Origin of the sequence: Paenalicyclobacillus macrosporangiidus (assembly GCF_900116805.1) — a bacterium.
Lineage (GTDB): Bacteria > Bacillota > Bacilli > Alicyclobacillales > Alicyclobacillaceae > Alicyclobacillus_H > Alicyclobacillus_H macrosporangiidus.
Genome location: NZ_FPBV01000010.1, coordinates 18,386 through 42,190, shown reverse-complemented (window position 1 = coordinate 42,190; position 23,805 = coordinate 18,386). Strand labels below are relative to the sequence as shown.

20 protein-coding genes and 1 riboswitch are annotated in these 23,805 nt (G+C 59.0%); of the genes, 3 read left to right on the top strand and 17 right to left on the bottom strand.

Annotated elements, in window-relative coordinates; translation table 11 throughout:
- Positions 1–4: 4 nt before the first annotated feature.
- Positions 5–1,519: a sugar ABC transporter ATP-binding protein gene (locus BM357_RS09940; protein ID WP_074952410.1), complete on the bottom strand. Its 1,515-nt coding sequence runs from the start codon at positions 1,517–1,519 to the stop codon at positions 5–7.
- 309 nt (positions 1,520–1,828) lie between these two features.
- Here BM357_RS09940 and BM357_RS09935 point away from each other — a divergent pair, with 309 nt between their 5' ends.
- The gene (locus tag BM357_RS09935) at positions 1,829–2,836 is read left to right on the top strand and encodes a substrate-binding domain-containing protein (RefSeq protein ID WP_074952407.1); all 1,008 of its coding nucleotides are present in this window, start codon (positions 1,829–1,831) and stop codon (positions 2,834–2,836) included.
- Here the strand turns inward: BM357_RS09935 and BM357_RS09930 are convergent.
- The 3 genes from BM357_RS09930 to BM357_RS09920 all read right to left on the bottom strand — a co-directional run bounded on the left by BM357_RS09930 (position 2,811) and on the right by BM357_RS09920 (position 7,618).
- On the bottom strand, positions 2,811–4,526 hold the full coding sequence (locus tag BM357_RS09930) for a methyl-accepting chemotaxis protein (protein ID WP_074952620.1): 1,716 nt from the start codon (positions 4,524–4,526) through the stop codon (positions 2,811–2,813). The two genes, BM357_RS09935 and BM357_RS09930, sit on opposite strands and share 26 nt — an antisense overlap.
- A gap of 10 nt (positions 4,527–4,536) precedes the next feature.
- Positions 4,537–7,020 (bottom strand): diguanylate cyclase, encoded by a 2,484-nt coding sequence (locus BM357_RS20485; protein WP_074952405.1) that lies wholly within the window; start codon positions 7,018–7,020, stop codon positions 4,537–4,539.
- A gap of 346 nt (positions 7,021–7,366) precedes the next feature.
- Entirely contained in the window at positions 7,367–7,618 is a 252-nt protein-coding gene (locus BM357_RS09920; RefSeq protein ID WP_074952402.1) for a hypothetical protein, read from the bottom strand.
- On the opposite strand from BM357_RS09920, the gene BM357_RS09915 reads away from it, so the two are divergent.
- Entirely contained in the window at positions 7,608–7,823 is a 216-nt protein-coding gene (locus tag BM357_RS09915) for a hypothetical protein (RefSeq protein WP_074952399.1), read from the top strand. The genes BM357_RS09920 and BM357_RS09915 overlap by 11 nt on opposite strands.
- 218 nt (positions 7,824–8,041) lie before the next feature.
- On the opposite strand, the gene BM357_RS09910 is transcribed toward BM357_RS09915, so the two are convergent.
- From BM357_RS09910 to BM357_RS09900, 3 genes are read right to left on the bottom strand one after another with little or no spacing between them, the layout of a single operon-like run.
- The gene (locus BM357_RS09910; RefSeq protein ID WP_074952396.1) at positions 8,042–8,899 is read right to left on the bottom strand and encodes an ABC transporter ATP-binding protein; all 858 of its coding nucleotides are present in this window, start codon (positions 8,897–8,899) and stop codon (positions 8,042–8,044) included.
- On the bottom strand, positions 8,880–9,944 hold the full coding sequence (locus BM357_RS09905; RefSeq protein WP_083430375.1) for a FecCD family ABC transporter permease: 1,065 nt from the start codon (positions 9,942–9,944) through the stop codon (positions 8,880–8,882). Before BM357_RS09905 ends, BM357_RS09910 begins: the two co-directional genes overlap by 20 nt.
- Entirely contained in the window at positions 9,941–10,957 is a 1,017-nt protein-coding gene (locus BM357_RS09900) for a FecCD family ABC transporter permease (RefSeq protein ID WP_175511500.1), read from the bottom strand. Before BM357_RS09900 ends, BM357_RS09905 begins: the two co-directional genes overlap by 4 nt.
- A gap of 267 nt (positions 10,958–11,224) precedes the next feature.
- Here BM357_RS09900 and BM357_RS09895 point away from each other — a divergent pair, with 267 nt between their 5' ends.
- Entirely contained in the window at positions 11,225–12,223 is a 999-nt protein-coding gene (locus tag BM357_RS09895) for an ABC transporter substrate-binding protein (protein ID WP_083430374.1), read from the top strand.
- Between the two features lie 150 nt (positions 12,224–12,373).
- Here the strand turns inward: BM357_RS09895 and BM357_RS09890 are convergent, their stop codons facing one another.
- The 10 genes from BM357_RS09890 to cobT all read right to left on the bottom strand — a co-directional run bounded on the left by BM357_RS09890 (position 12,374) and on the right by cobT (position 23,304).
- The gene (locus BM357_RS09890; protein WP_175511499.1) at positions 12,374–12,835 is read right to left on the bottom strand and encodes a DUF4411 family protein; all 462 of its coding nucleotides are present in this window, start codon (positions 12,833–12,835) and stop codon (positions 12,374–12,376) included.
- 20 nt (positions 12,836–12,855) lie between these two features.
- Positions 12,856–14,016, bottom strand: a complete 1,161-nt coding sequence (locus tag BM357_RS09885; RefSeq protein WP_074952386.1) for an ImmA/IrrE family metallo-endopeptidase — start codon at positions 14,014–14,016, stop codon at positions 12,856–12,858.
- 184 nt (positions 14,017–14,200) lie between these two features.
- Complete coding sequence (locus BM357_RS09880) at positions 14,201–14,398, bottom strand: transposase (RefSeq protein ID WP_245783933.1); 198 nt, start codon at positions 14,396–14,398, stop codon at positions 14,201–14,203.
- A gap of 171 nt (positions 14,399–14,569) precedes the next feature.
- Positions 14,570–15,403, bottom strand: a complete 834-nt coding sequence (locus BM357_RS09875) for an N-acyl homoserine lactonase family protein (protein WP_217647685.1) — start codon at positions 15,401–15,403, stop codon at positions 14,570–14,572.
- 137 nt (positions 15,404–15,540) lie between these two features.
- On the bottom strand, positions 15,541–17,166 hold the full coding sequence (locus BM357_RS09870; RefSeq protein ID WP_074952380.1) for a glycosyltransferase family 39 protein: 1,626 nt from the start codon (positions 17,164–17,166) through the stop codon (positions 15,541–15,543).
- Positions 17,150–19,252, bottom strand: coding sequence for a cyclic di-GMP-binding domain-containing protein, MshE-related (locus BM357_RS09865; RefSeq protein WP_074952377.1), 2,103 nt, complete (start codon positions 19,250–19,252; stop codon positions 17,150–17,152). The genes BM357_RS09870 and BM357_RS09865 overlap by 17 nt, the downstream gene beginning before the upstream one ends.
- A gap of 146 nt (positions 19,253–19,398) precedes the next feature.
- A complete protein-coding gene (cobS, locus tag BM357_RS09860; protein WP_074952374.1) occupies positions 19,399–20,145 on the bottom strand; it encodes an adenosylcobinamide-GDP ribazoletransferase in 747 nt (248 codons plus the stop codon).
- A gap of 149 nt (positions 20,146–20,294) precedes the next feature.
- Positions 20,295–20,825, bottom strand: a complete 531-nt coding sequence (cobU, locus tag BM357_RS09855; RefSeq protein ID WP_074952608.1) for a bifunctional adenosylcobinamide kinase/adenosylcobinamide-phosphate guanylyltransferase — start codon at positions 20,823–20,825, stop codon at positions 20,295–20,297.
- A 151-nt stretch (positions 20,826–20,976) separates the two neighbouring features.
- Positions 20,977–21,543 carry a cob(I)yrinic acid a,c-diamide adenosyltransferase gene (locus BM357_RS09850; protein WP_074952371.1) on the bottom strand — a complete coding sequence of 189 codons (567 nt, stop codon included), beginning with the start codon at positions 21,541–21,543 and terminating at the stop codon, positions 20,977–20,979.
- Complete coding sequence (gene cobT, locus BM357_RS20260; protein ID WP_074952369.1) at positions 21,544–23,304, bottom strand: nicotinate-nucleotide--dimethylbenzimidazole phosphoribosyltransferase; 1,761 nt, start codon at positions 23,302–23,304, stop codon at positions 21,544–21,546.
- 232 nt (positions 23,305–23,536) lie between these two features.
- Positions 23,537–23,716: riboswitch (cobalamin riboswitch) on the top strand.
- Positions 23,717–23,805 lie beyond the last annotated feature (89 nt).

Genomic DNA, 23,805 nt, shown 5'->3' with positions numbered 1-23,805 from the left:
ATCATCATCTCCCTGTCGTCTGAGTGGCTCTATATTGAGAGGCGTGGTAGATGAGTTTCTCGGGCGTGGCTTCCTCGCGAGACAGCTCGGCGGTGACGCGCCCTTCGCACAAGACGATGAACCGGTCGCTCATGGCCAGGAGCTCCGGCAGATAGGAGGACGTCATGATGACGGTCTTTCCGGCCGCCGTCAGTTGATTGATGAGCTCGTAGACTTCCACCTTCGTCTGCACGTCGATGCCTCGGGTGGGCTCGTCGAGCAGGTACACCTCAGCGCCCGTGGCGAGCCACTTGGCCAGCATGATCTTCTGTTGATTCCCTCCGCTGAGGATGTTGACGCGGTCCGTCAAGCGGTGGACCTTGATGGACAGTTCGTCCACGTACTGCCGGGTGATCTGCTCGGCCTTCCCCAGGTTCGGCACACCGAAACGAGCGATCCGGTGCAAGACGGGGAGCGTGAGATTGGTGGTGACATCCAACCCGACGGCCAGACCGTTGCCTTTCCGGTCTTCCGTCAGATAGGCGATGCCCGCCGAGATGGCGTCGCCGCAATGGCGAATCGACACCCGGTTCCCGTTGACGTACACCTGCCCGCCGTCCATCGGATCGGCACCGAAGATGGCGCGCATAAGTTCGGTTCTCCCAGCCCCCATCAACCCGGCCAGGCCGAGCACCTCGCCGCGGTACGCCGTGAAGCTGATGTCGTCCAACACGCCGTGCCGCGTCAAATGCTCCACCCGCAACCCCTCCGCCCCCCGGGTGGTCTTGGCCTTGGGAAAGACGTCGTGCACTTGCCGCCCCACCATCAACTGAATCAACCGGTCCATATCGACGTCTTTCACCGGCACGGTCGCCACGGTTTCACCATCGCGCATCACCGTCGCCCGATCCGCCATCTCCAAGACCTCTTCCAGGCGGTGCGTGATGAAGATCACCGCGACCCCGCGCGCCTTGAGGTCGTTCAGCGCCTGAAACAGCCGCTTGACCTCCGCGTCGGTCAAGGCCGTCGTGGACTCGTCCATGATCAGGACGCGGGCGCCCGCCGACAACGCTTTCACGATGGCGACCATTTGTTGCTTGGCGATTCCCAGTTGACCGACCCGTTCATCGGGCCCGATGTCCGGCGCCAGATCCCGTAAGAACGCCGCTGTCCGCTGTCGCATCTCCCGTTTGTTGGGCAGCCAACCGAGACGGCCGCTCGGAACCTCCCGGCCCAGGAATACGTTTTCAGCCACCGTCAGATGAGGCGCCAATTGGAGTTCCTGATGAATCATGCTGATCCCGTGCGCGATGGCGCCGTGCGGGGTGTTGTATTCAACCCGTTCGCCATCGATCTCAATCGTCCCCGCCGTCTTTGGATAATCCCCGGCGAGCACTTTCATCAAGGACGATTTGCCGGCCCCGTTCTCTCCCAGCAGGGCATGGATTTCGCCCGCCTGCACCTCCAGATTCGCATGGCGCAGGATGGACACGCCACCGAACTGGACCGTGATCCCGGACATCTTCACCAGAGGTCTCATCCGCGTCCCTCCACACCAAATTTGGGCGGTCACGACGACGAACGTTGAATCGATCATGTTACCGATAACATTTGTGATTTCAGATATAACACGACCCTCATGGACATTCAAGCGTTGATTGAACATTTCGTTGTATGTTTCAGATGCTCGCGGATAGAAAACTCACGGTGTCATGTGCAATGCGGACTTCCGGATGGTACGAGCGTGCAGCGTACCCGAAATCATCCCAAGGCCCCACCGGCATGAATTTATGTTATCATTAACATATCCAGTTTGAAGTCTCGTGTTTCCCGAGTGGAGGTTCGTGTCGTGGCAAACATCTCCGATGTCGCCAGGCTCGCTGGCGTCTCCCCCATGACCGTGTCGAGGGTCATCAATCACAGCGGCCATGTGAAGGAAGAGACACGCCTGCGCGTCCTGCGCGCGATGAAAGAACTGAATTATGTCCCGAATGACCTTGCCCGAAGTCTGGTGCGCAGGCGCACGGACACCCTCGCCTTGATTGTCCCGGACATCACCAACCCGTTTTTCACCACGGTGGCGCGCGGGACGGAGGACACCGCGCGCAAGAACGATTTCCGCGTCGTGTTGTGCAACAGCGACGAGGATCCGGCCAAGGAGCTGGAGTACATTCGGATGTGCGTCTCCATCCGCGTCGACGGCGTGATCATCGCGGCGGCCGGAGACGGATCACGCAAGAACCTGGAGCTGCTCGACTCGTTCGAGATCCCGTACGTGCTCGTCGACCGCAAGGTGGACGGCGTACAGGCCGACGTCGTCACAGGAGACAGCCGCATGGGCGCGTTTCAACTGGTGAAACACCTCATCGACCTCGGGCACCGGGACATCGCGATGATCACGGGATTTCTCACGACATCGACGGCGCGCGAACGGCGAGACGGTTATCGCCGCGCACTGGAGGAACACGGCATCCCGTTTCGGGAGGCATGGGTGAAGGAGACGTCGTACATGCGCAACATGGACTTCACCCTGGTCGAGCAGTTGCTCGACTGTACACCGCGCCCGACGGCCATCTTCGCGGCCAACAACTTTCTCGCGGTGCAGGTGATCCGGGGGCTGCGCCACCGCGGACTACGGGTCCCCGAAGACATGGCCGTGGTGTGCTTTGACGATGTGGATCCATACTCCCTGGTGGAACCGTTTCTCACGGTGGCCAGTCAGCCCGCGTACAATTTCGGAACCATCGCCACGCAACTGTTGATTGAGCGGATTGAACACGGCGAAGGACCTGCGCCGTCCCCGCGCAGCATCGTGCTGCAGCCGGAGGTCATCATCCGGAAGTCGTCCGGGCACTGAACGCCTCCAACGCCTGAACCACATCGCGGGATAACCTGTCCAAGGCGTCCATCCGGTCGCGGACGTCGGCCTCCGGATGGCTCGCCCAGATCCCGAGGATCTCCGCCGCCACTTCATGAAGCTGATCATGCAGCGCTTTCGCCGTCCGCCATGCGGAAGGGTCGGCAGAACATCCGCTTTCTCTCCTGCGTTCGAGCCACTGGCCGAGCTGGCAGCGGCGAGGGTCGGCCAGTCTGCTCGGATCCACCGCATGGTATCCCATCCGGGCATTGTGCAACCACCACTTCAACAACAGGGGCTCGAGCTGCGCAAGACGGATCCGTTCGTCGTCGTCCAGGGTGTGCAGGTTTCCGAGAAGACCTTCCCGCAGGTCGTTTGACCTGACGCTCGTTTCGTAGATTTGCGCCCCCAAGGCGTCGACCTTCTCCCGGATCGCCATGGTGTTTTCGAGGACATTGGCGGTGCGGCGGGCGATGTCCTCCGTCGCCGCAGCCTGTTGCTGGGTGTTGGCCGCCACGCTGGCCGTGAAGTCGTTCATCCTGTGCATATGCTCGATGACGGACTGCAGGGCGCCACTGGCCGTCTGCGCCGTCTCGACGTGCTGACGAATCTCTTGCGCGGTCTTCGCAATCCCCTCCGCCATTTCCCGGAACGCCGTTTGTACGTGCTTGACGACCTTCTCCATCTCCGCCACCTGTTCCTTTGTCTGCGTGGCGAGTGAGCGAACTTCGGATGCGACCACCCGAAATCCGCGCCCGTGTTCGCCCGCGTGCGCGGCTTCGATGGCAGCGTTCAGCGACAGCAGGTGCGTTTGATCCGCCACCCGGCGGATGACGTCGGACATGCCGGAGATTCTTGAGGCCGCTTCTTCGAGCGCGCCGAACTTCGTCTGCAGATACCCAAAAGAATCGTTCAGCCGTAAAATGCCTTCCATGGCGGTCTGCGCCATATGACCGCCCTCGTTTGCCTCCTCGAGCACGCGATGCGCGTACTCGGCCAATTGGATCGAAGACTGAGCCATATCCTGTACGGAGGCACTCAACTGCTGCGTGGCGGCGGCGATGCTCTCGGCCTCCTCCGACACCGTGAAGGCGCACGCCTTCGCCGGTGCGATGGCATCCATGGCGATGACGGCCTCCAACACCTCGGATACCTTCTCCGTTTCCCGGAATTGAGTCGCCTCCTCGTACGCCTCCAAGATGAGCTGCATGTCCAGGAGCGCCATCCGAATGCTCGCCAGCAGGAGATCCGCCAGCTTCCGCGGATTGCGACGATAGGTCTGAACGGCCACGGGGATCAGAAATTCAAACAGGCGCACGTACGATCCCGCATACCATTCCGAAGTCACACGAATCCGGCTGTGCCGCTTGCCGATTTTCTTTCTCCATTCGTAAAACTCCGCCGTCGTCAGGTCGGTGAGAAACAGATCGCGAAAATATCTCACGAACGTCTTCTCCAGCCGATCCCGCCGGCTGTGCCCATCGATGATCTGTTGCAGGTGCGGATAGAGCTCCAGCACGTCGTAATGGCGCTTGGCAATCTGTTCAAGATACGGGGCGATCATGGCAGCAATTTCGTGCCTCAGCCCCAAATCCCTGAGAAAAATTTGGAGATACATCAGCTTCTCCGCCATCTCGTCCCGGACCGGCACATCAGTCGGGCTAATGGGCTCCGGCATCCTCGTCTCCATGGACACGAATTCATCCCTCCTTCAGAAGCCCCATCTCTGAGCCTTCGTGAAGATGCGGCAAGAAATCCCATGCGGCGTCCAGGACATCGATGATCTGCGGATCGAATTGCGTGCCGCGATGCTCCAGCATGTAACGCCGCACTCGTTCCTTGGGCCAGGGCTGCTTGTAAGGCCGTCGGCTCAACAGCGCGTCCAAGACGTCCGCCACGGCGACCATCCGCCCCGGCAGCGGAATGGCCGTCTCCCGCAGACCCCGCGGATAACCGCTTCCGTCCCACCATTCGTGGTGAGTGCCGGCGATCACGCGCGCACAGTCAATCAGAGCCCGCGACCGTCCGTCGAACAGGCGCATGTTTTCCAACACCGTCTGCAGGATGTTTTCGCCGATCAACGCGTGCGCCTTCACGTATCCGTACTCCTCCAACCCCAGAGAATGGGGCTTCAGCAACACCTCGCGCGCAATCGCGACTTTTCCGATGTCATGCGTGATGCTCGCGACCGCAATCGTCTCCACCTGGTCCATCGTGAGCAGGTTGTTATCCGCCATCCACTTGCCGAGCCAACGCACGTAGGTGCTCACGCGCGTGACGTGAGCCAACAAGTCGGGGTCCCCCCACTCCGCCACCTTCGCCAGGGTTTGGAGAAAGATGGCCTCGATGGAATACGACCTGCCCGTGATCTGTTCCCACTCCTGTAAGATGCGCGAAAGGGGAACCTGGAGTTCGACATGAACGTCCTCTCCCGGCTGGACCACCCCGGAGTCGACCGGGCACTTGAAGATGGCGCTCACCGCCGGGATCGCGCCTTCCCGGTGGATTCCCTCGTTGACCGTGACGCCGAACCACACGCCAATCCGTTCCGCACTCGTGCGGATATCGTTCAAGCTGGCGGGTTTCATGGCAGCGGAACGGATGTCGTCCACCCTCTTCTCCACGCATTCGTGCAAGTTCGTGCCATACAGGTCCCTGAACGCGCTGTTCACGGCTTTGATCCGCCCCTCCCGGTTCACCACGAGGACGGGAAGGCGGTTTTGGTCGGCGAAGGTCGAAAGTCTCGCCGCGACGTCGACGGTGCCTTCCTCGGCCTTGTGAACAATGGACCAATACCCGACGACCACGCCCCCGACGCGCACCGCGGACATCCGCGTGTCGGCCCACCACACGGTCCCATCCGGATGTTGATTGCACAGCTTTCCTTCCCAGCGCCCGTGCTGTTCCAGGGACGCCCAGATGTCAGGGTAACGCCTGCGGTTGAAGTCTCCACGCGCGGCCAGCATGCTCGGCTTTTTACCAATCAGCTGTTCACGGGTGTATCCACTCAACGCTTCGAAGGCGGGGTTGACATCCACGATGTTGTAATGGACATCCGTTGCGATGCACGCCACCGCGGTGTGGCGGGTCAATTGATCGAAGGCCCGCGCGAAGCGGTACACGCTGGCGTTCGACCAAACCTGCCGGACCGCGGTGTCCGCGTCCACCCACCCAATCCTGTCCTTGCCCGTCTGTTTGGCACTCAGTAAACACCGGTCGGCGTCGATGATGAGCTGATGGCTCATCCTCCCCCATGCCACGCCCATGCTGCAGAGGATGGTCAGTTCGGTTCCTCCGGGCAGTTGAACGGGGATTTGCGTCACGGCGTTGTACATCCGCTCAATGCGCGGCCTCCACGCGGAAGACCACGGTTGCGAAATCAGAATGAGAAATTCGTCCCCTCCCCACCGGATGCACGCCGATCCCTCCGGTGCAGCGCTCTGCAGCCGCCGCGCCACCTCCCGGAGGACCGCGTCCCCCGCGTCGTGGCCGAAGGAGTCGTTGATGAATTTGAAGTCATCCAGATCCACGAGGACCGCCACGCCCTCCGACCCCGTTTGCCTGCGAAGCCATTCCTCGCCGCCTCTGCGGTTCAGCAGGTTGGTGAGCGGATCGCGTTCCCGTTCCCTTTGAATCGTTCGGCGAACGCGCGCATCATGGACGTAGAACAGAAACACCATCGAGATCACGAGGATCTCCACGACTGAGTGCAGCCGGGCGATGTCGGGGTGCAGGACCCACGCGGTGAACGCGACGAGTGCCACCAAGCCGAATGCGAGGATGGGATGAAACCGGATCCGAATGCGGACCAGATGCCACATCAAGGACAGAAGGGCGACCAGGCTGCAGGCCCATTCGAGCCAGCGATCCCGCACGCCTGGCAACGCCAACATCAGCAGGACCTGCGAACACAGGATGAAGAACAGGTTGATGATTCTTGTCCGGGAAAGCCGGCCGAAAGACATCATCAGCAAGACGTAGAGCGGGAATACGGCAAAGTCCACGCCGTCCATGAGGAATATCCAGATGACCAGTCCAATGGCGGGCACCCACTCGTAGGCTGCGCAGAGCACCTTGCGCCAGATTCCTTCCACCGATTGTCCCCGCATCTGCAAGAATTCCAGGATGCTGATGGTGCCCAGAGCGAGCCAGCCCGCATGTGCAATGACGCTGATGAGCCCCATGACGTACCCCCTCCCACACGCCTCAAAATTACGACTGTCTAAAATGAAAGAGGAGGCACGCATGGAGCAATTTTCCGTAGTTCATTCGGACGATGGGGGATTGACCCCAATGTGCACGGCCGGAAGCCATGCCCGCAACCATAAGGAACAATTTGATGTTTTCGTGCCGGGAGGGGGACATCAGAATTGCAGTTTTGACGTTATGTCGGACGCGAGCGGTGAAATTAAGTGGATGGATTGACTTATCTGCACCGTCGACCGCCCGGGAACCACCCGGGAACCATGCGTAAATGCAAAACGGTCACAATCCGCACCCCGCCCGAGTCAGGTAAATGCAAATCCGTCGCTACGGAGCTGCGATCGCGATCGCATAAAACAAAATCCGTTCATTATTGACGTCGGCGACAACTGGGACCGGCGACTCGAATTCCGCCACACCTGCCGCAGTGCCCCTGTCCCATTTGCCGTACAACCATACCAGCAGCAACGGCATGCGGCTGACCATCAACAGCATTGCACATGATGCGAGCGGGACCGTAGTCAACGTTACGCTCAGCAACAACGGCAAGGTTGCAGGAGATGCCTCGATGCTGTCCACCTTTATCCTGGCGGACAACCAGTTCGTCGGGCTGGTGGCGCAGGACCCGCAGTTCACCGGTCAGATTGGTCCCGGGACCTCGGTGACGGGCAACGTCACCCTTGAGGCCCTGCCCTCGGACGTCAAGCAGTTCACGTTGTACTTCCAACTGACGGAGGGCTACTCGACGGACCGGCAGAACGTCACCTTTGATGCGACGCAGTAAAATCCATCTGCCGGGATGCCGCCCTGCCACTGGGAGTCGGCGTCCTTCATACCACATGCATGTCATACAGTTTCTGTCATCCGCAACGGACCCATCACGAGCATGAGGCTCCCTGCAGAAGGGAGCCTCATATCCCGTTTCCCCTTTGTTGAAGGGAGTGATGAGGTACCACAAACATCAGTTCCATTACCAAAACGCACCGACACCGCCCTCCGCCCTCAACGGGCCAGTTCCAACGCATGCCGGGCCTGCGCCGGTTCCTGTGTCCGTCCCGCATCCTCACCCACCTCGTGGTTTCGCGTCGCGATGGGGATGCACAGCGGCGTCCCGGCGACCGGATCCGGAATCACCACGCACTCCACGTCGAAGATCGCCCGGATGGTTTCCGGCGTCATCACTTTCTCCGGCTTCCCCTGCGTGTACACGGTTCCCTGGTGAACCGCGACCATGACATCCGAATAGCGCGCAGCCAGGTTCAAGTCGTGCAGGACCATGACGATGGTCTTGTGATGCCGTCGATTGAGCTCCCGCAGGATATCCAGGATGTCCAACTGGTGCGACAGGTCCAGGTAGGTGGTGGGCTCATCCAGCAGCAACAAGTCCGTCTCCTGCGCAAGCGTCATGGCAATCCAGGCGCGCTGCCGCTGGCCCCCCGACAGCGTGTCGACCGGTTGATCCGCGAGGTCCGTCAACTTCATGGCCGCCAAGGCTTCCTGCACAGCCTGCTCGTCCCGGTCGCTCCATCCGCCGAGCCACCGCCCGTGCGGATAGCGCCCCAGCCGGACGAGTTGACGGACGGTGACTTCGGGCGGCGCGTACGGGGTCTGTGGCAGGAGTGCCAATTGCTTGGCCACTTCCCGCGTCGATCGCTTGAAGATGTCACGCCCGTCGAGCAGGACGGTGCCGGCCGTTGGCTTCAACAAACGAGCCAGCGTCCGCAACAGGGTGGATTTCCCGCAGCCGTTGGCACCGATAAAGGTAGTGATCTGGCCCGGCGCGATGGTCAGATTCAGTTCCTGAATGACGATCTTCGATCCGTACCCCACCTGGATGTTTTCAGCGAGCAGCATGCTCACCACTCCTTCCTTCAATGCGCTTGCCCCTCAGCAACAGGAAGATGAAGAACGGCGCGCCGACGGCGGACGTGAAGATGCCGACCGGCACATCCAGCGGACTGAACGCGGTGCGCCCGACGGTGTCCGCCACCATCACGATGATGCCCCCCAGCAGGGCCGAGGTGACAAACCACTTTCCAAATTCCGTGCCGACCAGCATCCGGGCGATGTGTGGCGCCAGCAGGCCGACGAAGCCGATGGCGCCGCCGAGCGCCAACGCACCCCCGGTGAGGCCGACGCAAAGCGCAAATCCAATCACCCGGTACGGGGTCAATCGCGCGCCCAGGGCGGCGCTGACATCATCGGAGAATTGCAGGATGTGAATGTGCTGTGCGAACAACCAGCTCGCCAGACCGAAGCCCAGCACCCAGGGCAGACCGGCGGCCACGTCCGGCCAGTCGCTGCCGTAGACCGATCCGACCAACCAGACATACGCCCGGCTCTGCACCTCCGGCGCGCTGGCCACCAGCAGAAAGGTGGTCAGGGCGGCCGCCATGGCGCCGATGGCAATGCCGACCAAGACGAGCCGTGTGGGGCTCAGCCCTTTCCGCCAGGCCAATCCGTAGATCAGGATGGCGGCCACCAGCGCGCCGAGCAAGGCGGCTGGAGGATGCCAATGCACGCTGACGTTCGGAAACAGCAGCAACAGTCCGACGATGGCGGCGGACGATCCGCCCGAGATCCCGAGCAGGTCCGGGGAAGCAAGCGGGTTGCGGATGATGGCCTGCAGAATGGCACCGGCGCCGCCGAGCGCGCATCCGGCGAGCAACGCCGCCAGGATGCGCGGCGCGCGCAGATTCAGCATGAGTTGATTGTAAGGGGTTGTCGATCCGAACAGTGTTTGCGTCAGCTCCAGCGGATCGAGGAACGTTTCACCGACGCTCAGGCTCACGATGAAAAGGAGGATCATCATCAAAACCAACACCGCAGTGACGACGGTGAACCGATGCCATCGGTAAGCTGGCCGGATGTGGGTGCGAGCGGACGGGGGGTTCCCGTGCTTCACGACCGGATGCCTCCTCTGCGCGCGACGTGGATCAGGAACGGGGCGCCAATCAGGGCCGTCAAGACGCCAATCGGCAGCTCACTGGGTTGCAGCACGGTGCGCGCGGCCACATCCGCCCACACCAACACCAGAGCGCCCAAGCAGGCACTGTAGCTCAGCAGCCAGGGCATGGACGAACCGACCAGCCAGCGCCCGAGGTGCGGCGTCATCAACCCCAGGAACCCGACGGGCCCCGCCAGGGCAACACATCCGCCCGCCAACAGGATGACGGCCAGCCCGGCGGCCAACCTCATCCACAACACCCGCTGGCCGAGTCCCTCCGCCACGTCATCCTCGAATTCCATGAGGGCGAGTGCGCGCACCATTCCAACGGCAATCAGCGCACCGGCGGCGAGGAAGGGAAGCGTGACAAGGAGCGCGTGCATGGATCGCCCCGCGAGGGAACCCGAGATCCAAAACAAAACCTGACTCAACATCGGCTGGTCGAGGACGAGCAGGGCGTGCGTCAACGACGACAGCAGCATCGTCAGGGCGGCGCCGGCCAAGGTGATGGTGGTCGGTGAAGCGCGTCCGGGGGCGGAGACGGCCATCAGGTACACGCACGCACCCGCCGCGAGGCTCCCGAGCAGCCCCATCCACGTGAGGGCGCTGACGGAGGTCATGCCGAACAGCGAGATGCCGAGCACGACGGCGAACGATGCGCCGGCGTTGAGGCCGAAGATCCCGACGTCGGCCAGCCGATTGCGCGTCATGGTCTGCAGCAGCACGCCCGACAGGCCGAGGCAAGCGCCGACGATCACGCCGATGAGCGCTCTCGGAATCCGCACCTCCTGGAGGACGGTGCCGAGCTGGCTTCCGGAAGGGTGCAGGGCGGCCGCGAGGATCGCAGAAATGGAAGAATTGCCGAGCCCCTCACAGACACTGAACAACGCGCTGAATAGTACACCTATGAAAAGCAACAGGAGAATCCAAACCTTTCCCCACAAGCGGTTGGTCAACACGCCCTCGTTCACCGTCCTGACTGAGTTCATCCGAAGCTGCGCGCTTGCGCGATTCACCCGACATCGGCCAAGCAGGAAAGCTTGAGTGACAAACAGGAAAGCTTGAATGAAATCAAACCCATTCGCGAATTAGTATTGACAAACGAAGCGAGTTAAGTATATTGAAACATGACTTTACAAGTCAACTTTAGATGAAAGAGGCGCTGCGCGCAAGTCGTTTCTACATCCGTGTACTTACAGAGGTACGCGCAGAAGCCAATTCGGAAGGAGGAGTCTTTCATGCTGTCGGGTTCGCTCGCAAGACGGCGACACCTGTTCGGAATGTTGTTGGCCCTGTTCGCCACCTTGATGGTAGTGGTCACTGGGTGCGGCCAAACGACAAACCAAACCGCCGCCCAGGGCACGGCCAATTCGTCGGAAGGCAACGCCGACCAGGTGGTGTACACGGTGCAGCACGCGATGGGCAGCACCACCATCCATGGCATTCCCAAGCGGATCGTGGTGTTGACCAACGAGGGCACGGAGGCCGTATTGGCGCTCGGGATCAAACCGGTGGGCGCAGTCAAGTCGTGGGAAGGGAACCCCTGGTACCCGCATATCGCCAATGAAATGCAGGGCGTCGAGGTTGTCGGCGATGAGAACCAGCCGAACATCGAAAAGATTGCCGCGCTGAAGCCGGACCTGATTCTCGGCAACAAGATGAGGCAGGAGAAGGTGTACAGCCAGCTCTCGAAGATCGCGCCGACCGTGTTTTCGGAGGACTTGCGCGGCGACTGGAAACAAAACTTCCAACTCTATGCGAAGGCGTTACATAAGGAGCAGGAAGGCGCGCAGAAGATCGCGGAGTTCAATCAGCACGTGGCACAGGTGCGCGACAAACTGGGCGACAAGCTGTCCACCCAGGTGTCCCTGGTCCGCTTCATGCCCGGCACCGCCCGAATCTACTACGACGACACGTTTGCCGGAACCATCCTGAATGAAGTCGGCCTGAAGCGGCCGAAGGCGCAGCAGAAGCACGGCTTCGCGGACAACGTGACGAAGGAACGGATTCCGGACATGGACGGAGACGTCATCTTCTACTACATCTATGACACCGGCGACGGAAAGGGCAAAGCCGTGGCGGACGACTGGACGCAGGACCCGCTCTGGAAGCAATTGTCCGCTGTCAAGAAGAACCATGTGTTCACTGTGGACGACAGTGTGTGGAACACGTCCGGCGGCATCCTCTCCGCGAACTTGATGCTGGACCAACTGGTGGACTATCTCAACAAGCTGTAATGGGATGCCGAACCTCTAAGACACATGGTGAACGACCAGCGAACTGGATAGCTACCTTTCCCATATGTTTTCCATAAAGCGGATTGCAAAGATTTTGGCGTGCTTGCGCCAAAATCTTTGTGGTTTTTAGCGGAAAGTTCGCCATGAAAATCAGAACACAATGCCTAATGACCGTAACATCCTGAATGTGTTCACAACAGGAACCCCAAATTGGTTACATACATCAGGAACTTTCACTTTCCGTGAATTCGGCTCCGGACGTTCCAATGTCACCACCGTCAAATGATGTACCGATGCGTACGCAACCAACCATGGATCCGCCCCTTCATAAAACGCCATCTTGTTCTCCTCTTTGTATCGAGAAACAGAGGCTACCCAATTGACGACGTCTCTGTATCGTTCCAGCACCGAAATCTCATCCGTGGACAGAAACCAATCCCTATGCTGTTGCGCCCAACTTGAAAGCCAGTCATTGCCGCGGCGAAGTTCCCTCAATACTCTATCAATGCTGCACACTCGACTTTCATTCGGAAGGACATCCCAAAATCTCGGTAGCAGATCGTGCGCATAGTAATTTTGATAAGCAGTAATCAACACGTTGGCATCTACCACATATTCCCTCGTGTGTGTAGTCATCGTCCAACGCCCTCTACCCATTCCACGTATTTGTCAAATGTCTTACCAAAAAGTCCTGTCAAGCGGTAAGCCTCCGTGTACGATACCTCTCCCTCCAGAAGTGCTGTAATGAGCGCTCGCGCAAAGCGATCCCCAACACGCAGATGGGTGGTGAAATAGAAATTTCCACCGTTCTCTTTATCCTCTTTACGTTCTTGAGCCCCAAGAACACTTTTCTGATACTCCCTGTAGAAACCAAAGTACCGCTCCTTTGTCATAAGCCCAAGATCCAGCGCGCGGCGAGCGACAACCAATTGACTCACCTTGTACTGGCGAGCCAATCGGGCGATTTCCTCAGAATCCTCTGCCCGCTTATCCCATTGAGACAACAGGCGATTCTTGGGAACCAGGAATTCGGCAGCCACCTCGTTGCATTTTATTTCGAGCTCGTCCTGCGCAGGCATCATTTCCGGCAAGTCGAAAATGGCCCCTTTGCCAAACAACACATGTGCGAACTCGTGGGCAAGCGTAAACATCTGCGCGGCTTTGCCATCCTGCCCATTCACAAAGATCAGAGGTGCAAAGGAATCAATGAGCACAAATCCGCGAAATTCGGAGAGATCCAGTTCGCGATGCGTGTTGTTCCCAACCACGCTATTGACAACCACCAAGACGCCGGTATCTTCAATACGATGGCGGAGCCGGCGTAACGCCTCTTCCCATGTACGGAAAGACTTAGCCCATTGATCATCCATCCTTAAGACTTCACGCATGTGTTGAACGATGGACTGCGTTTCCTCTTCGACGGAATGATAGCCCACAAAATCAAGCGGCGATGCGTCAATACGTTGCAAGTACTCCTGCATCCAGTTCTGTCGGAGTTTCATTTGCCGAATCGTATCCAACAATTCCGCACTGGGACGTCGTGGCGCATCGCCTTCCACAGTTCGGAAAAATGGAACGGGCAACGTTTCCTCCGGAGGCTGATGCAGAAACAAACTCCCCAAGGGGACGTGCGTAGACTTGGCGAACTCCTCTAGTTGTTTGAGGGTCGGAAACGCCGAACCACTGATCCACTGCGAAATTTTCGGAAACTTTTTGCTTAGGGTCGCTTCACTTTCACCTGCGCGCCCCATTGCCCAACGCAGGATGTCTGGATTTACTGCCACTTTCGTCATCCGCCTCACCTCCCAGACACCCATTTCGCGCCACACAATGCGCAACCGTATTTGTTTATAATTTACACCGTAGACCTTTGAATGTCCTCTTAGCATGCCTACACGTCCAGATCAAACCAAAATGAAACGCGTCGCTCACTCGGTCATGGGGGACAGACCACGGAGTTCCGCGGATGTTGCGGCCTCAGTTGACCTTCTTCCGAATCTCCTCCGCCTCTTCCTCAGACAGTCCCGTTAGCTCAACGACGTCGGACACGGATGCACCTTTGCGGAACATCCGCTCGGCGACTTCCCGCTTGCCTTCTTTCCGTCCTTGCTGTAATCCCTGCTGCCGCCCCTTCGCCATAAACTCTTCTTGCAATTCCCTCAACAGCTCTGTCATCTCCAACGCCCTCCTCAGCCGTTCCGTTTGTTCCGGCGCCAGTATCCGCGCGCTGAAACCAAGAATCAGCGCCGCCAAATAATTCTGCTCGTAGACACGCAGAGCGGCGCCAATCACACACACTGCGCCTTGTCACCGTCCTCGTCGACCCACCCTGGCCCCACAATCGTTTCAATCCTGGACATAACGCCGCGTGGCAAGCCGGTTCTGGGCATCGGGGTCGTGGCTTGGCAAATAGATCGTGGGCCGGGTGCGACAGTGCTGGGCAATCCGGCGGAGCGTATCCGCCGCGAGTTCGTCGCTGGGCGCCACGCCGTCTATCTTCCCTTCCTTCATCAATGCTTCGTTGTACGAAGTGTCCCCCGCGATGAAGACGTCATGGTCATCCTGCCGCACGATGACGGACAGGTGACCGTAGGTATGCCCGGGTGTCGGAACGAGAATCACGTCTTGCGCACGGGTCAAGACGTGGCTTTTGGAAAACGGACCGAACGATCCGTCTGAGAAATCCACCAACCGCGGAGCAAACCAATCCGGCCACCGGTGAGGCAGGTACCCTCGCAACAGGCCCCCGGTCCCTCTCGCCGACTGATACTCGGAACGCGACACGAGGATCTCCGCTTTCGGGAAGTGATGCAGGCCGCCGGCGTGGTCCGTGTGCAGATGCGTGAGAATCACCCACCGAACGTCATCCGGCGAAAGACCGAGTCCCTTGAGTTGCGGGCCAATCTCTTCCTCCGGTTTGACGTCCATCCGCACACCCAGTCGAAAATAAGGATGCCACCTTGGAAAGTAATCAGGCTCTGCCGTTTTCGCCGTGTCGCCCGTATCGATCACGATGAGCCCCTCGGGGTGTTCCATCACCCACGCCCAAATCGGCAATCGTTCCGTCCACTGCCGGTCCAACAACGTGTGGACCCGCCGCATGGTGCCTCGTCCGAATCCCTCGCGTTGCCGGGAACGGATCCAAACCCCGCCGGTTTGGATGGCATGAATCCGTATCATGTTGACATTCTCCCTGACGTGTAGTCGCTTGAATTCACCGATTCCCATCATAGACTTGCCGGCGAGCATTCGCGAGTGCACTCGAGAACGGCAACTGCGTCAGAAACAGGCCAATGACGTTCCCTACTCTGGCATTCCTAGGAGTGAGCCGGCACCTCCGGTTTCACCGCATACAGTTTCCAACCATCGAAGCGTTTCTCCAACGTCACCCAATCGGCACCTTCTGCATACAGATGGGGATACTGCCGGTTCACCGCGTCGAATTTGAACACGGTGTCGGGATTCGGCACCAGGATGTACTGCACGTGATGGGCCTGCGGGTGACGCAACGCGTCGAGAAAGTCGTAGTCGCTGGTGATGATGAGGTGTTGCGGATACCGGCAATGGACGATCACGTTGAACGCAGAAAACGAATCCATCAGCACGGTGGCGTCGGGCAGGCGTGTATTGATGTACGTGGCGATTTCCGAAGTCACCTGCAGACGGCTGATGTTCCACTTTTGATAGATGGTATCGTATTCCTCCGGGGCAATCGTTGGATTTCTCATCGCCATCCCCACGCTGATCGCCGAGGCAATGAGAGCAACCGGCATGAGCAGGTTCACATCCCGGCGGCGCCTCCGATGGCCGGAGGCGGCGTCGAGCCCCAGTTCATACACCCACCAGGCCGCGGCCACCGGCAGCGGATAGTAGAAAAACCGCAGCCATCCGTAAGAGGCACCGTGGAGAAGCAGGGAGAACTGCAGCGCCGGGATGGACAGCGACAACAGAAGGAAGATCAGCGTGTCCCAACGAACCAACCGCCCTCTGCGCGCGCGATGAAGGAGCACCACCCCCATCGGGAGGCTGAACAGCCACACCCGTTGCGCCATGAACTGCACGACCCGCCACGGATGACCGACCATCTGCGCAAACACCGAGTTGGAGGTCAGAACACTGGACTGCGCAAGGTTGGAATACTGGGAGTGATAAAAATACAGGGGGTCTCCCATGATGATGGCGTTCATCGCGATCCACACGAGTCCAGCGTACAAGCTCGGCAACAACAGGACGGTCAGTGACGCGACGACATACTTCCGGCGCTCCTGGCGCAAAAGCCGCAGATACCGCCGCCTGGGCATGTCCGTGATTCTGTGCACGCGCGGCGTCCGCGATCGGAGACCGTCGATGCACACCGCCGCCGCCAACGCGGCTCCAAACGCAACGGCCTCGTACCGCGTCAAGAACGCCAGTGCCAATCCCACTCCGGCCATCATCAAGTTCGATCCGGTGTGCTCCCTCTTCCACTGCAGATACGAAAGCAGTGTCCACACGAGGAAGAAGCTGAACACCATCTCACTCATCCCGTTCGCGCCGTACAAAAACACGAACGGATGAGCGGCCAACAGCAGGCAAAGCAAAAGACTCCAAGCCACCGGCACGCCGTGCTTGCGCAGCGCCTTCAAGAGGAGCGCTGCCTGCCCGGCCGCCGCCAGACTGGACAGCACGACGCCCGCCAGCGATGTCTGAACAATGGCCGGAAACACGGGCCAGAGCAGCACCATCGTCAGTTCGAGCAGGCTCGGCAAGGGGTTCCACACAAAACCGATGGCCCCCAGGTGCGGCATGCGGCTGTACAGCACGTAAAACGCGTTCGCCACGCGGCTGAGGGCATCGTTTTGAATGTCGTCTTTCACGACACACAGGTAGTAGCCGAAGGCCAACTCCACGGCCCACACGGCAACGAACACCCATGCCACGAGCCGGTTACTGCGCGGAGACACTGATTCCTCCAATCACATTCCGCTCGCTTTCCTTGGCGTGAACAGAAGGTTCCTTCACCAAGCCGTGGACGGTTTTATCCCAGTAGAACGGCCGCCGGATCAACTGCCAGATGGCCCGGTAGGCGGCCAAGGACATCATCCCCCAGTACAGGGGTGACCATACGGCGGAGACCACCAGCCCGTAGGAGAGACGGAAGCGTTTCTGGCGGTGGTCACGTTCGACTTCCTGGTACATGCCCACCACATGGCTGTACACGAAGAAGAAGTTGCCCAAGATCAACAGGATCGCCGCCATGTAATAGATCACACCCGGGAACAGGGCGGGAATCCAATCCGCCCGGGCCACATACCACAGTCCCATCAGCCCCCAGAAGAAGGGATTCATGATGGCCAACAGGGGCGTGCCCAACACCACGGCTTGGAATCCCCAAAAGCCGCGATGCCCCAGCTCCTTGTAGAGCCGGACCGGGTGGCGCATATGGACCAGCCAGGTTTGCAGGTATCCCTTGATCCAGCGGGATCGCTGGCGAATCCAGTTTTTGAACCGGCTGTTGGCCTCTTCCCACGTGGTGGAGTCCACCACCGCGGTCTGATATCCGTGCTTGTACAGACGGATCCCCAAATCGGCGTCCTCCGTCACATTGTACGGGTCCCAAGCCCCCACCCGGCGCAGAACGTTCGCTTTGAAATGGTTCGACGTTCCGCCGAGGGGAAGCGGAATGTTCATCGTCATGACACCCGGAAGCAGCAACCCGAACCAGGTGCTGTACTCCTGCGTGAACCACCGGGTCAGTAGGTTCTGCGATCCGTTGTAATAGTTCAGCTTGGCCTGCACGCACGCGTACGACTCAGGCAGCTTGCGAAAGGCCACAACCGCCTTTTTTAACTGATCCGGCTCCGGACGGTCCTCCGCGTCGTAAATCACCACGTACTCCCCGCGTGCCCGAATTAACCCATAGTTGCATGCCTTGGGTTTCGTCTTGGGTTGCATGTTGGGGACCACGACAAACGTGTAGTTGTACGGAAGTTTCATGGCGCGCGCCGCTTGCAACGTCTCCTGGTCGTCTTCCTCCAGCAGCAGCCGAACGTCCAGCTTGTGCTTGGGATAGTCCAGCGCCTCGATGTGTTCCACCAATGTCGGCAGCACGCTGGCTTCCTTGTACAGCGGAACGAGAATCGTATACACAGGCAACTCCCGTTCATTCAGTTGCTCCAGTTCCGTTGCTGAAATCTCGATCTTCGCGCCGCGCGCCACTCCGTTGTACAGAATGCGCGCCTTGAACACGGCCATGCCGACATAGACGAACTGACAAAAGACGTTCACCCACATCGCCGCCTGCTGTGGGGCGCGGATGAAGGCGTACGCCAGCATGCACAGCACCGCCAGAATGAAGAACAGTTGCCGGCGACTCAGCACCCGGGACGCTGAGTTCTCCGGTTGTTCCACAGCCAGTCGATCGACGCTCTCAAAGACCATCTCATCGCTGTACACGATTTTCCACAGTTGTTCCAACTCATACGGAGTGGCCAAAACCTGACGAACCGGTTTGGCGATGTAAGAACGCACTGTGTTCATGCCTTCTGGAGACAAGAGTTCCGCCACGGCCAGGGTGCATACGTGCTCATCCTCGTCCAGCACCACGGCGTTGAGGGCGCGTGCGACCTTCTCCGGCAGCTTTCTCGCAGTCCTCAGCTCAAACCGCTCGTCCACCCGGCCCTCTTTCAGTTGCTCCGCCAACGCGTTGTAAATGGCCCGCGGAGAAGCCAGGTTGCTTGAAATGAGGATGTCGCCCAAACGGCCGCCGCTCCGCCGCTGGATTGCAAGAGCGTACTCCAACTGCTCGCGCGTGAGAACGCCGGATGATACCAATCGTTCACCGAGCGGCGTTCGGCCCACACCTTGTGCGATCGCTCGCTTTAACTTGTACGGTTGGAGGTACCCGAGCTGCCGCAGCACGTGCTTCAAATTGCCGCCAAACTTCTCTTGATAAGCGTAGGCTCGAGAGAGTTCTTGGTGCGTGATGAGGCCCTGTTCGAGGAGGACGTCGGAAAGCGACAGGTTGGCTTGGATGTCTGGTAATTTCATGCCGAAGGATCCCTTCTCGCAGGGTTGTGTCTATGTCCTCGTCTCACTGGGCTAGACTGGAAACCACTTTTCAGACACATGAGCGGAATAAAGGAACGTGAACGCCAAGATTCAGCGCGTCCCAAAGGGAACGCTCATGGTATGTTTTAATCACGGAACGAGACGAAAAGCAACCATCCAATCCATTCCATCCCCTCATTCAACGCGCCGTATGTGTCCCCGGTCGTTCCTCCAAAACGCCGGACCATCCACCCGGTGAAGAGGAGAACCGTGACGAGGGAATAGAACAAAACCCACACACATTCACGAATGGGCAACACGAGCAGGCAGACCCCTGTGCCGATGCAGGTTGACACAGCAACTGTCCACCAAGGAACCTTCTGTGCGAAAAGGGCGCCGAGCCCATGATTCCGAGCCGAAGGGGCGATTGCCATCATCCATACCATTCCAAGCCTCGACATCATGGGGACCACCACGAAGGGCACCCACCGGTGAGGTGACAAACTTGAAATCGCCGCGAGCTTGCCCATCATGGTGAGAACACCAGCCATTACGCCGATTGCCCCCACGCGACTGTCTTTCATAATCTCGAGCGCCGCTTCGCGCGGGCGTCGGCTTCCGATTGCATCCGCAACGTCCATGAGACCATCGAGATGCAGCGCGCCGGTGGCAAGGGTGTAGATCGACAGAGAAACCACGCTTGCAGGAAACCGAGACATGTGCGGAGACAGTGCTGCTTGGACCATCCACAGTAAAAGGCCTAAGAAGATCCCAATCACGGGAAAGAAAACGACACATTGTCGAATGTGTTGCTCTGTCACCCTGGGGATGGATGGTACCGGAACGATTGTCGTCAATTGCAGGGCGAGCAGAAACCACCGGATTGGTGCCATCCCTGAAGTCCTCCCCCCGCCACAAACGCACCCAAGAGAATTCAGCTGGTCACATGAAGAATACAGGGGCAATCCCCGGTACCATTCTCGTCAAGCAAATCCGGCTGAAGGTCACAAGAAATCCACTGAAGCGTTTGGTCGCCAAAGAATCATGGCCATTGTGCCTCGAATTTCTTGAGATCGATTGGAATGCCCGCCACCATCCAAATGACGACTTCGGCCTGTTTTGCAATGGCCTGATTCAGGAGTCCCAGCCAGTCCCGGTATTGTCTTGACAAAGGATCCGCAGGAACGATGCCTTGTCCTGCCTCGTTGCTCACCACCACGATGTGACTGGTGGATTGCGCGATGGCCGTAACCAACTCCTCCATCCTTGCTACGAACTGGCTTTCTGAACACCGTTCCAGCCACATCCAGTTGTTCAACAAGAGAGTGAGGCAGTCCACAATGATGACCTTGGGTTCTGTCTGCCTCGCGATCCAATTGGCTACGTCGAGCGGTTCTTCCACCGTCAACCAGTCATCCGGCCGCCGTATGCGATGACGGAGAATCCGGTCCTCCATTTCTCTGTCGCTCGCCTGTGCGGTGGCCACATACGTGACAGGAAGGCCATGGATTTCTGACAGGCGAGAAGCCCACCGTTCTGCAAAGGTGCTCTTTCCACTGCGCGCGCCCCCCAAGACAAACGTGCATCCTCCACGTGTCTCTCCTTCGACCTTTCCACCATCTTGCGCACGTCGTTCCTGGAACTTCAGCACTTCCATCTGGGATGGATGTATGCCGGCGGAATCGGATAGATGTTCCGTCATGTGCAGACCTCCGTCGAGCGAGTTAACCACGAAAAACCTCCGTGCTGTGACTGTATTCGATGTCCTTACGCCCACCGCGGGCATTGACGGCGCGGGCAAGTAAAAAAAGGAGATCAGACAGCCGATTGAGAAAGCTGAGCGCGGGCATGTGGATTTCTTCCAATTGCATCAGACGTACGACACGACGTTCGGCGCGACGGACGACCGTGCAAGCGACGTGAAGGTATGAAGCCCCAAGACTGCCCCCACGCAACACAAATTTCTTGACAGCTTCCGCCTCTTCCTTATATTTGTCAATCCAAGGCTCCAACACCGCGGCCGCATCCTCAGGAGTCCGAAAGATATACTTGTCCGTCTTCACAGCCGCCAGGTCTGCACCCACGTCCCACAGCGTTTGCTGTACCTCCGTGAGCAGGGACGCGATGTCCATGTGACCGTCCTGTTCCAGTTGACTGATGGCCAGACCAAGAAAGGCTCCTGCCTCATCGACGGCTCCATACGCTTCCACCCGGGCATCGTCCTTGAATCGGCGAATTCCCCCAATGAGCCCGGTCTTGCCGTGATCTCCCCCGCGTGTATAAATGCGCATTCACGTTCTCCTCCTTCCCCATCTACCTTCAAACACGATGTCGGACAAAGGTACGCGCTTGCCCCATCCGACGCGTTCCAAAACTGGAATGTCGGGAAAGTGCGGTGTATATCCCAGACTGAGCAGGGCAACGGGATCAACATGGTCTGGAATCCCCAGAATCCTGCGTATGTCAGCCTTTTGGTAGATGCTTACCCACCCCATTGCGACGCCTTCCACGCGCGCGGCCAGCCACATATTTTCAATGGCGCACGCGGTGGACATCAGATCCGTCTCCGGTATGGTATTGCGCCCGAGTACATGGGGTCCGCCTCGAGTGGGATCGTTGGTGACGCAGATGGTCACAGGCGCTTGAAGCAAGCCCTCGACTTTCAGACGCAGGTAGTGCGCTTGCCGGATGCCGCTGTAGTTCTCCGCGGCCCGTACCCGCTCCCGTTCCACAATCTGTTGGATGGCCGCAAGCGTATCCCGATCCCGGATGATGATGAAGTTCCACGGTTGCATGTAACCGACGGATGGGGCATGATGGGCGGCCAACAGAATGCGGGTCAGCACGTCCTCCGGTATCGGGTCTGGCAAGAACACGCGAATGTCACGCCTGGCCAGGATGGCTTTGTACACGGCGGCTCGTTCCGCTTCGGAAAAGTCCACAGCGACAGGAGTCGACACGGCATCCTGCGGAGTTTGGTGAGCGGACAACGTTTCGTTTTCCGGATCGCGGTGGGGGTTTGTCACGCGAGCGTCCTCAAATGTTGCGGTTTCCGCCATAACCCGGCAACAAAGACGGATTAAGGGATATGCCATCAAGGCACCGCTGCCTTCCCCAAGGCGCATTCCCATGTCCAGTATCGGTGTCAATCCGAGCGCCCGCAACGTCAAGGGATGCCCGGGTTCTGCCGACACATGTGAAGCGAGCAACACATCGACGACCGTCGGTTCCACTTTGGCAGCCCAGAGTGCAGCCGTAGATGTGATGAATCCGTCGAGAAGCACAGGCACGCCATGCCGGGAGGCCGCCACGCAGGCTCCGGCGAGCGCCCCGATTTCAAATCCCCCCAGCCGAGCGAGCACATCCCAGGCATTTTGAATGTACGGTTGATGGAGTGCAAGCGCGTGTTTGACAACGCTGGCTTTACGTTCCAATGCCGCATCGTTGATGCCGGTTCCGCGCCCTAGAACGTCTTCGATGGGACACGACAGGAGATGAGCGCACATCGCGCTTGAAGCCGTGGTATTGCCAATGCCCATCTCACCAAGAATGAGAATGTCATGGCCTTGGTGGATGAGTTGCTCCGCGATGTCCTTGCCTATCGCCACCGCTTGCTCTGCCTGGTCCCGCGTCATCGCCGGTTCGACAGCCAGATTCCGGGTACCGGGACCGACCTTGTGCACCAGAGCCGCGGGGTGACGCACACGCTCCCGTACGCCGACGTCCACCACCGTGATGGGGATGCCTTGTTCCCGGGCCAACACACTGCTCACCGCACCGCCCATGCAAATATTTACGACCATTTCCTCGGTCACTTCCGGCCCGTAGGCAGAAACGCCTTCGTCGGTCACACCGTGATCGGCCGCAAACAACAACAGAGCGGGCCGCTCCAGCCTGGGGACAACCTTTCCGGTGATGCCCGCAAGCCGCTCCAACAGCGGTTCCAGTTGCCCCATGCTGCCGCGCGGCTTTGTCAGGTCTTGCAGGCGAACACGCGCCCGCGCGACCGCCCAATCCGCCACGCACTCCCGCTGTACAAGCTGATGGTTCATGACGCACCTCCTCGATGGCGTCCGCCACTGCCTGAAAGAGTTACCTGAAAGAGTGGATCCATACCCCCCGCTCCACATGGGAAACGGGTCCGAAAGGCTGTTTGAGAATCTCTAGGGATTTGTCCTCTATAAGATACCCCAGTACAGGCCTGGCGCACATCTGCTTGAGGGCCATCTGAATCCGTTCATGGCGGTGATTGACACATTCCTATCCATCAAATACGATGTACTCGAATCAAATAGCTCTTCAGGTGCTCTGCTGTGCAGAGAGAATAGGGAAACCGGTGAGAGTCCGGTACGGTCCCGCCACTGTAATCAGCATTATTTGCATTAACGTCACTGCGTTCGCGTGGGAAGGCGTTAATGATTCCGTGCTGTAAGTCAGGAGACCTGCCTGAAGAGATGGAGCGGAACCTTCGAGGAGAGGTTGCGTTGGAGGATTGGTAAAATCCGCACACGACCAACTCTGCCTCTAGGCAGAGATTTCTTTTTTGAAGGGGA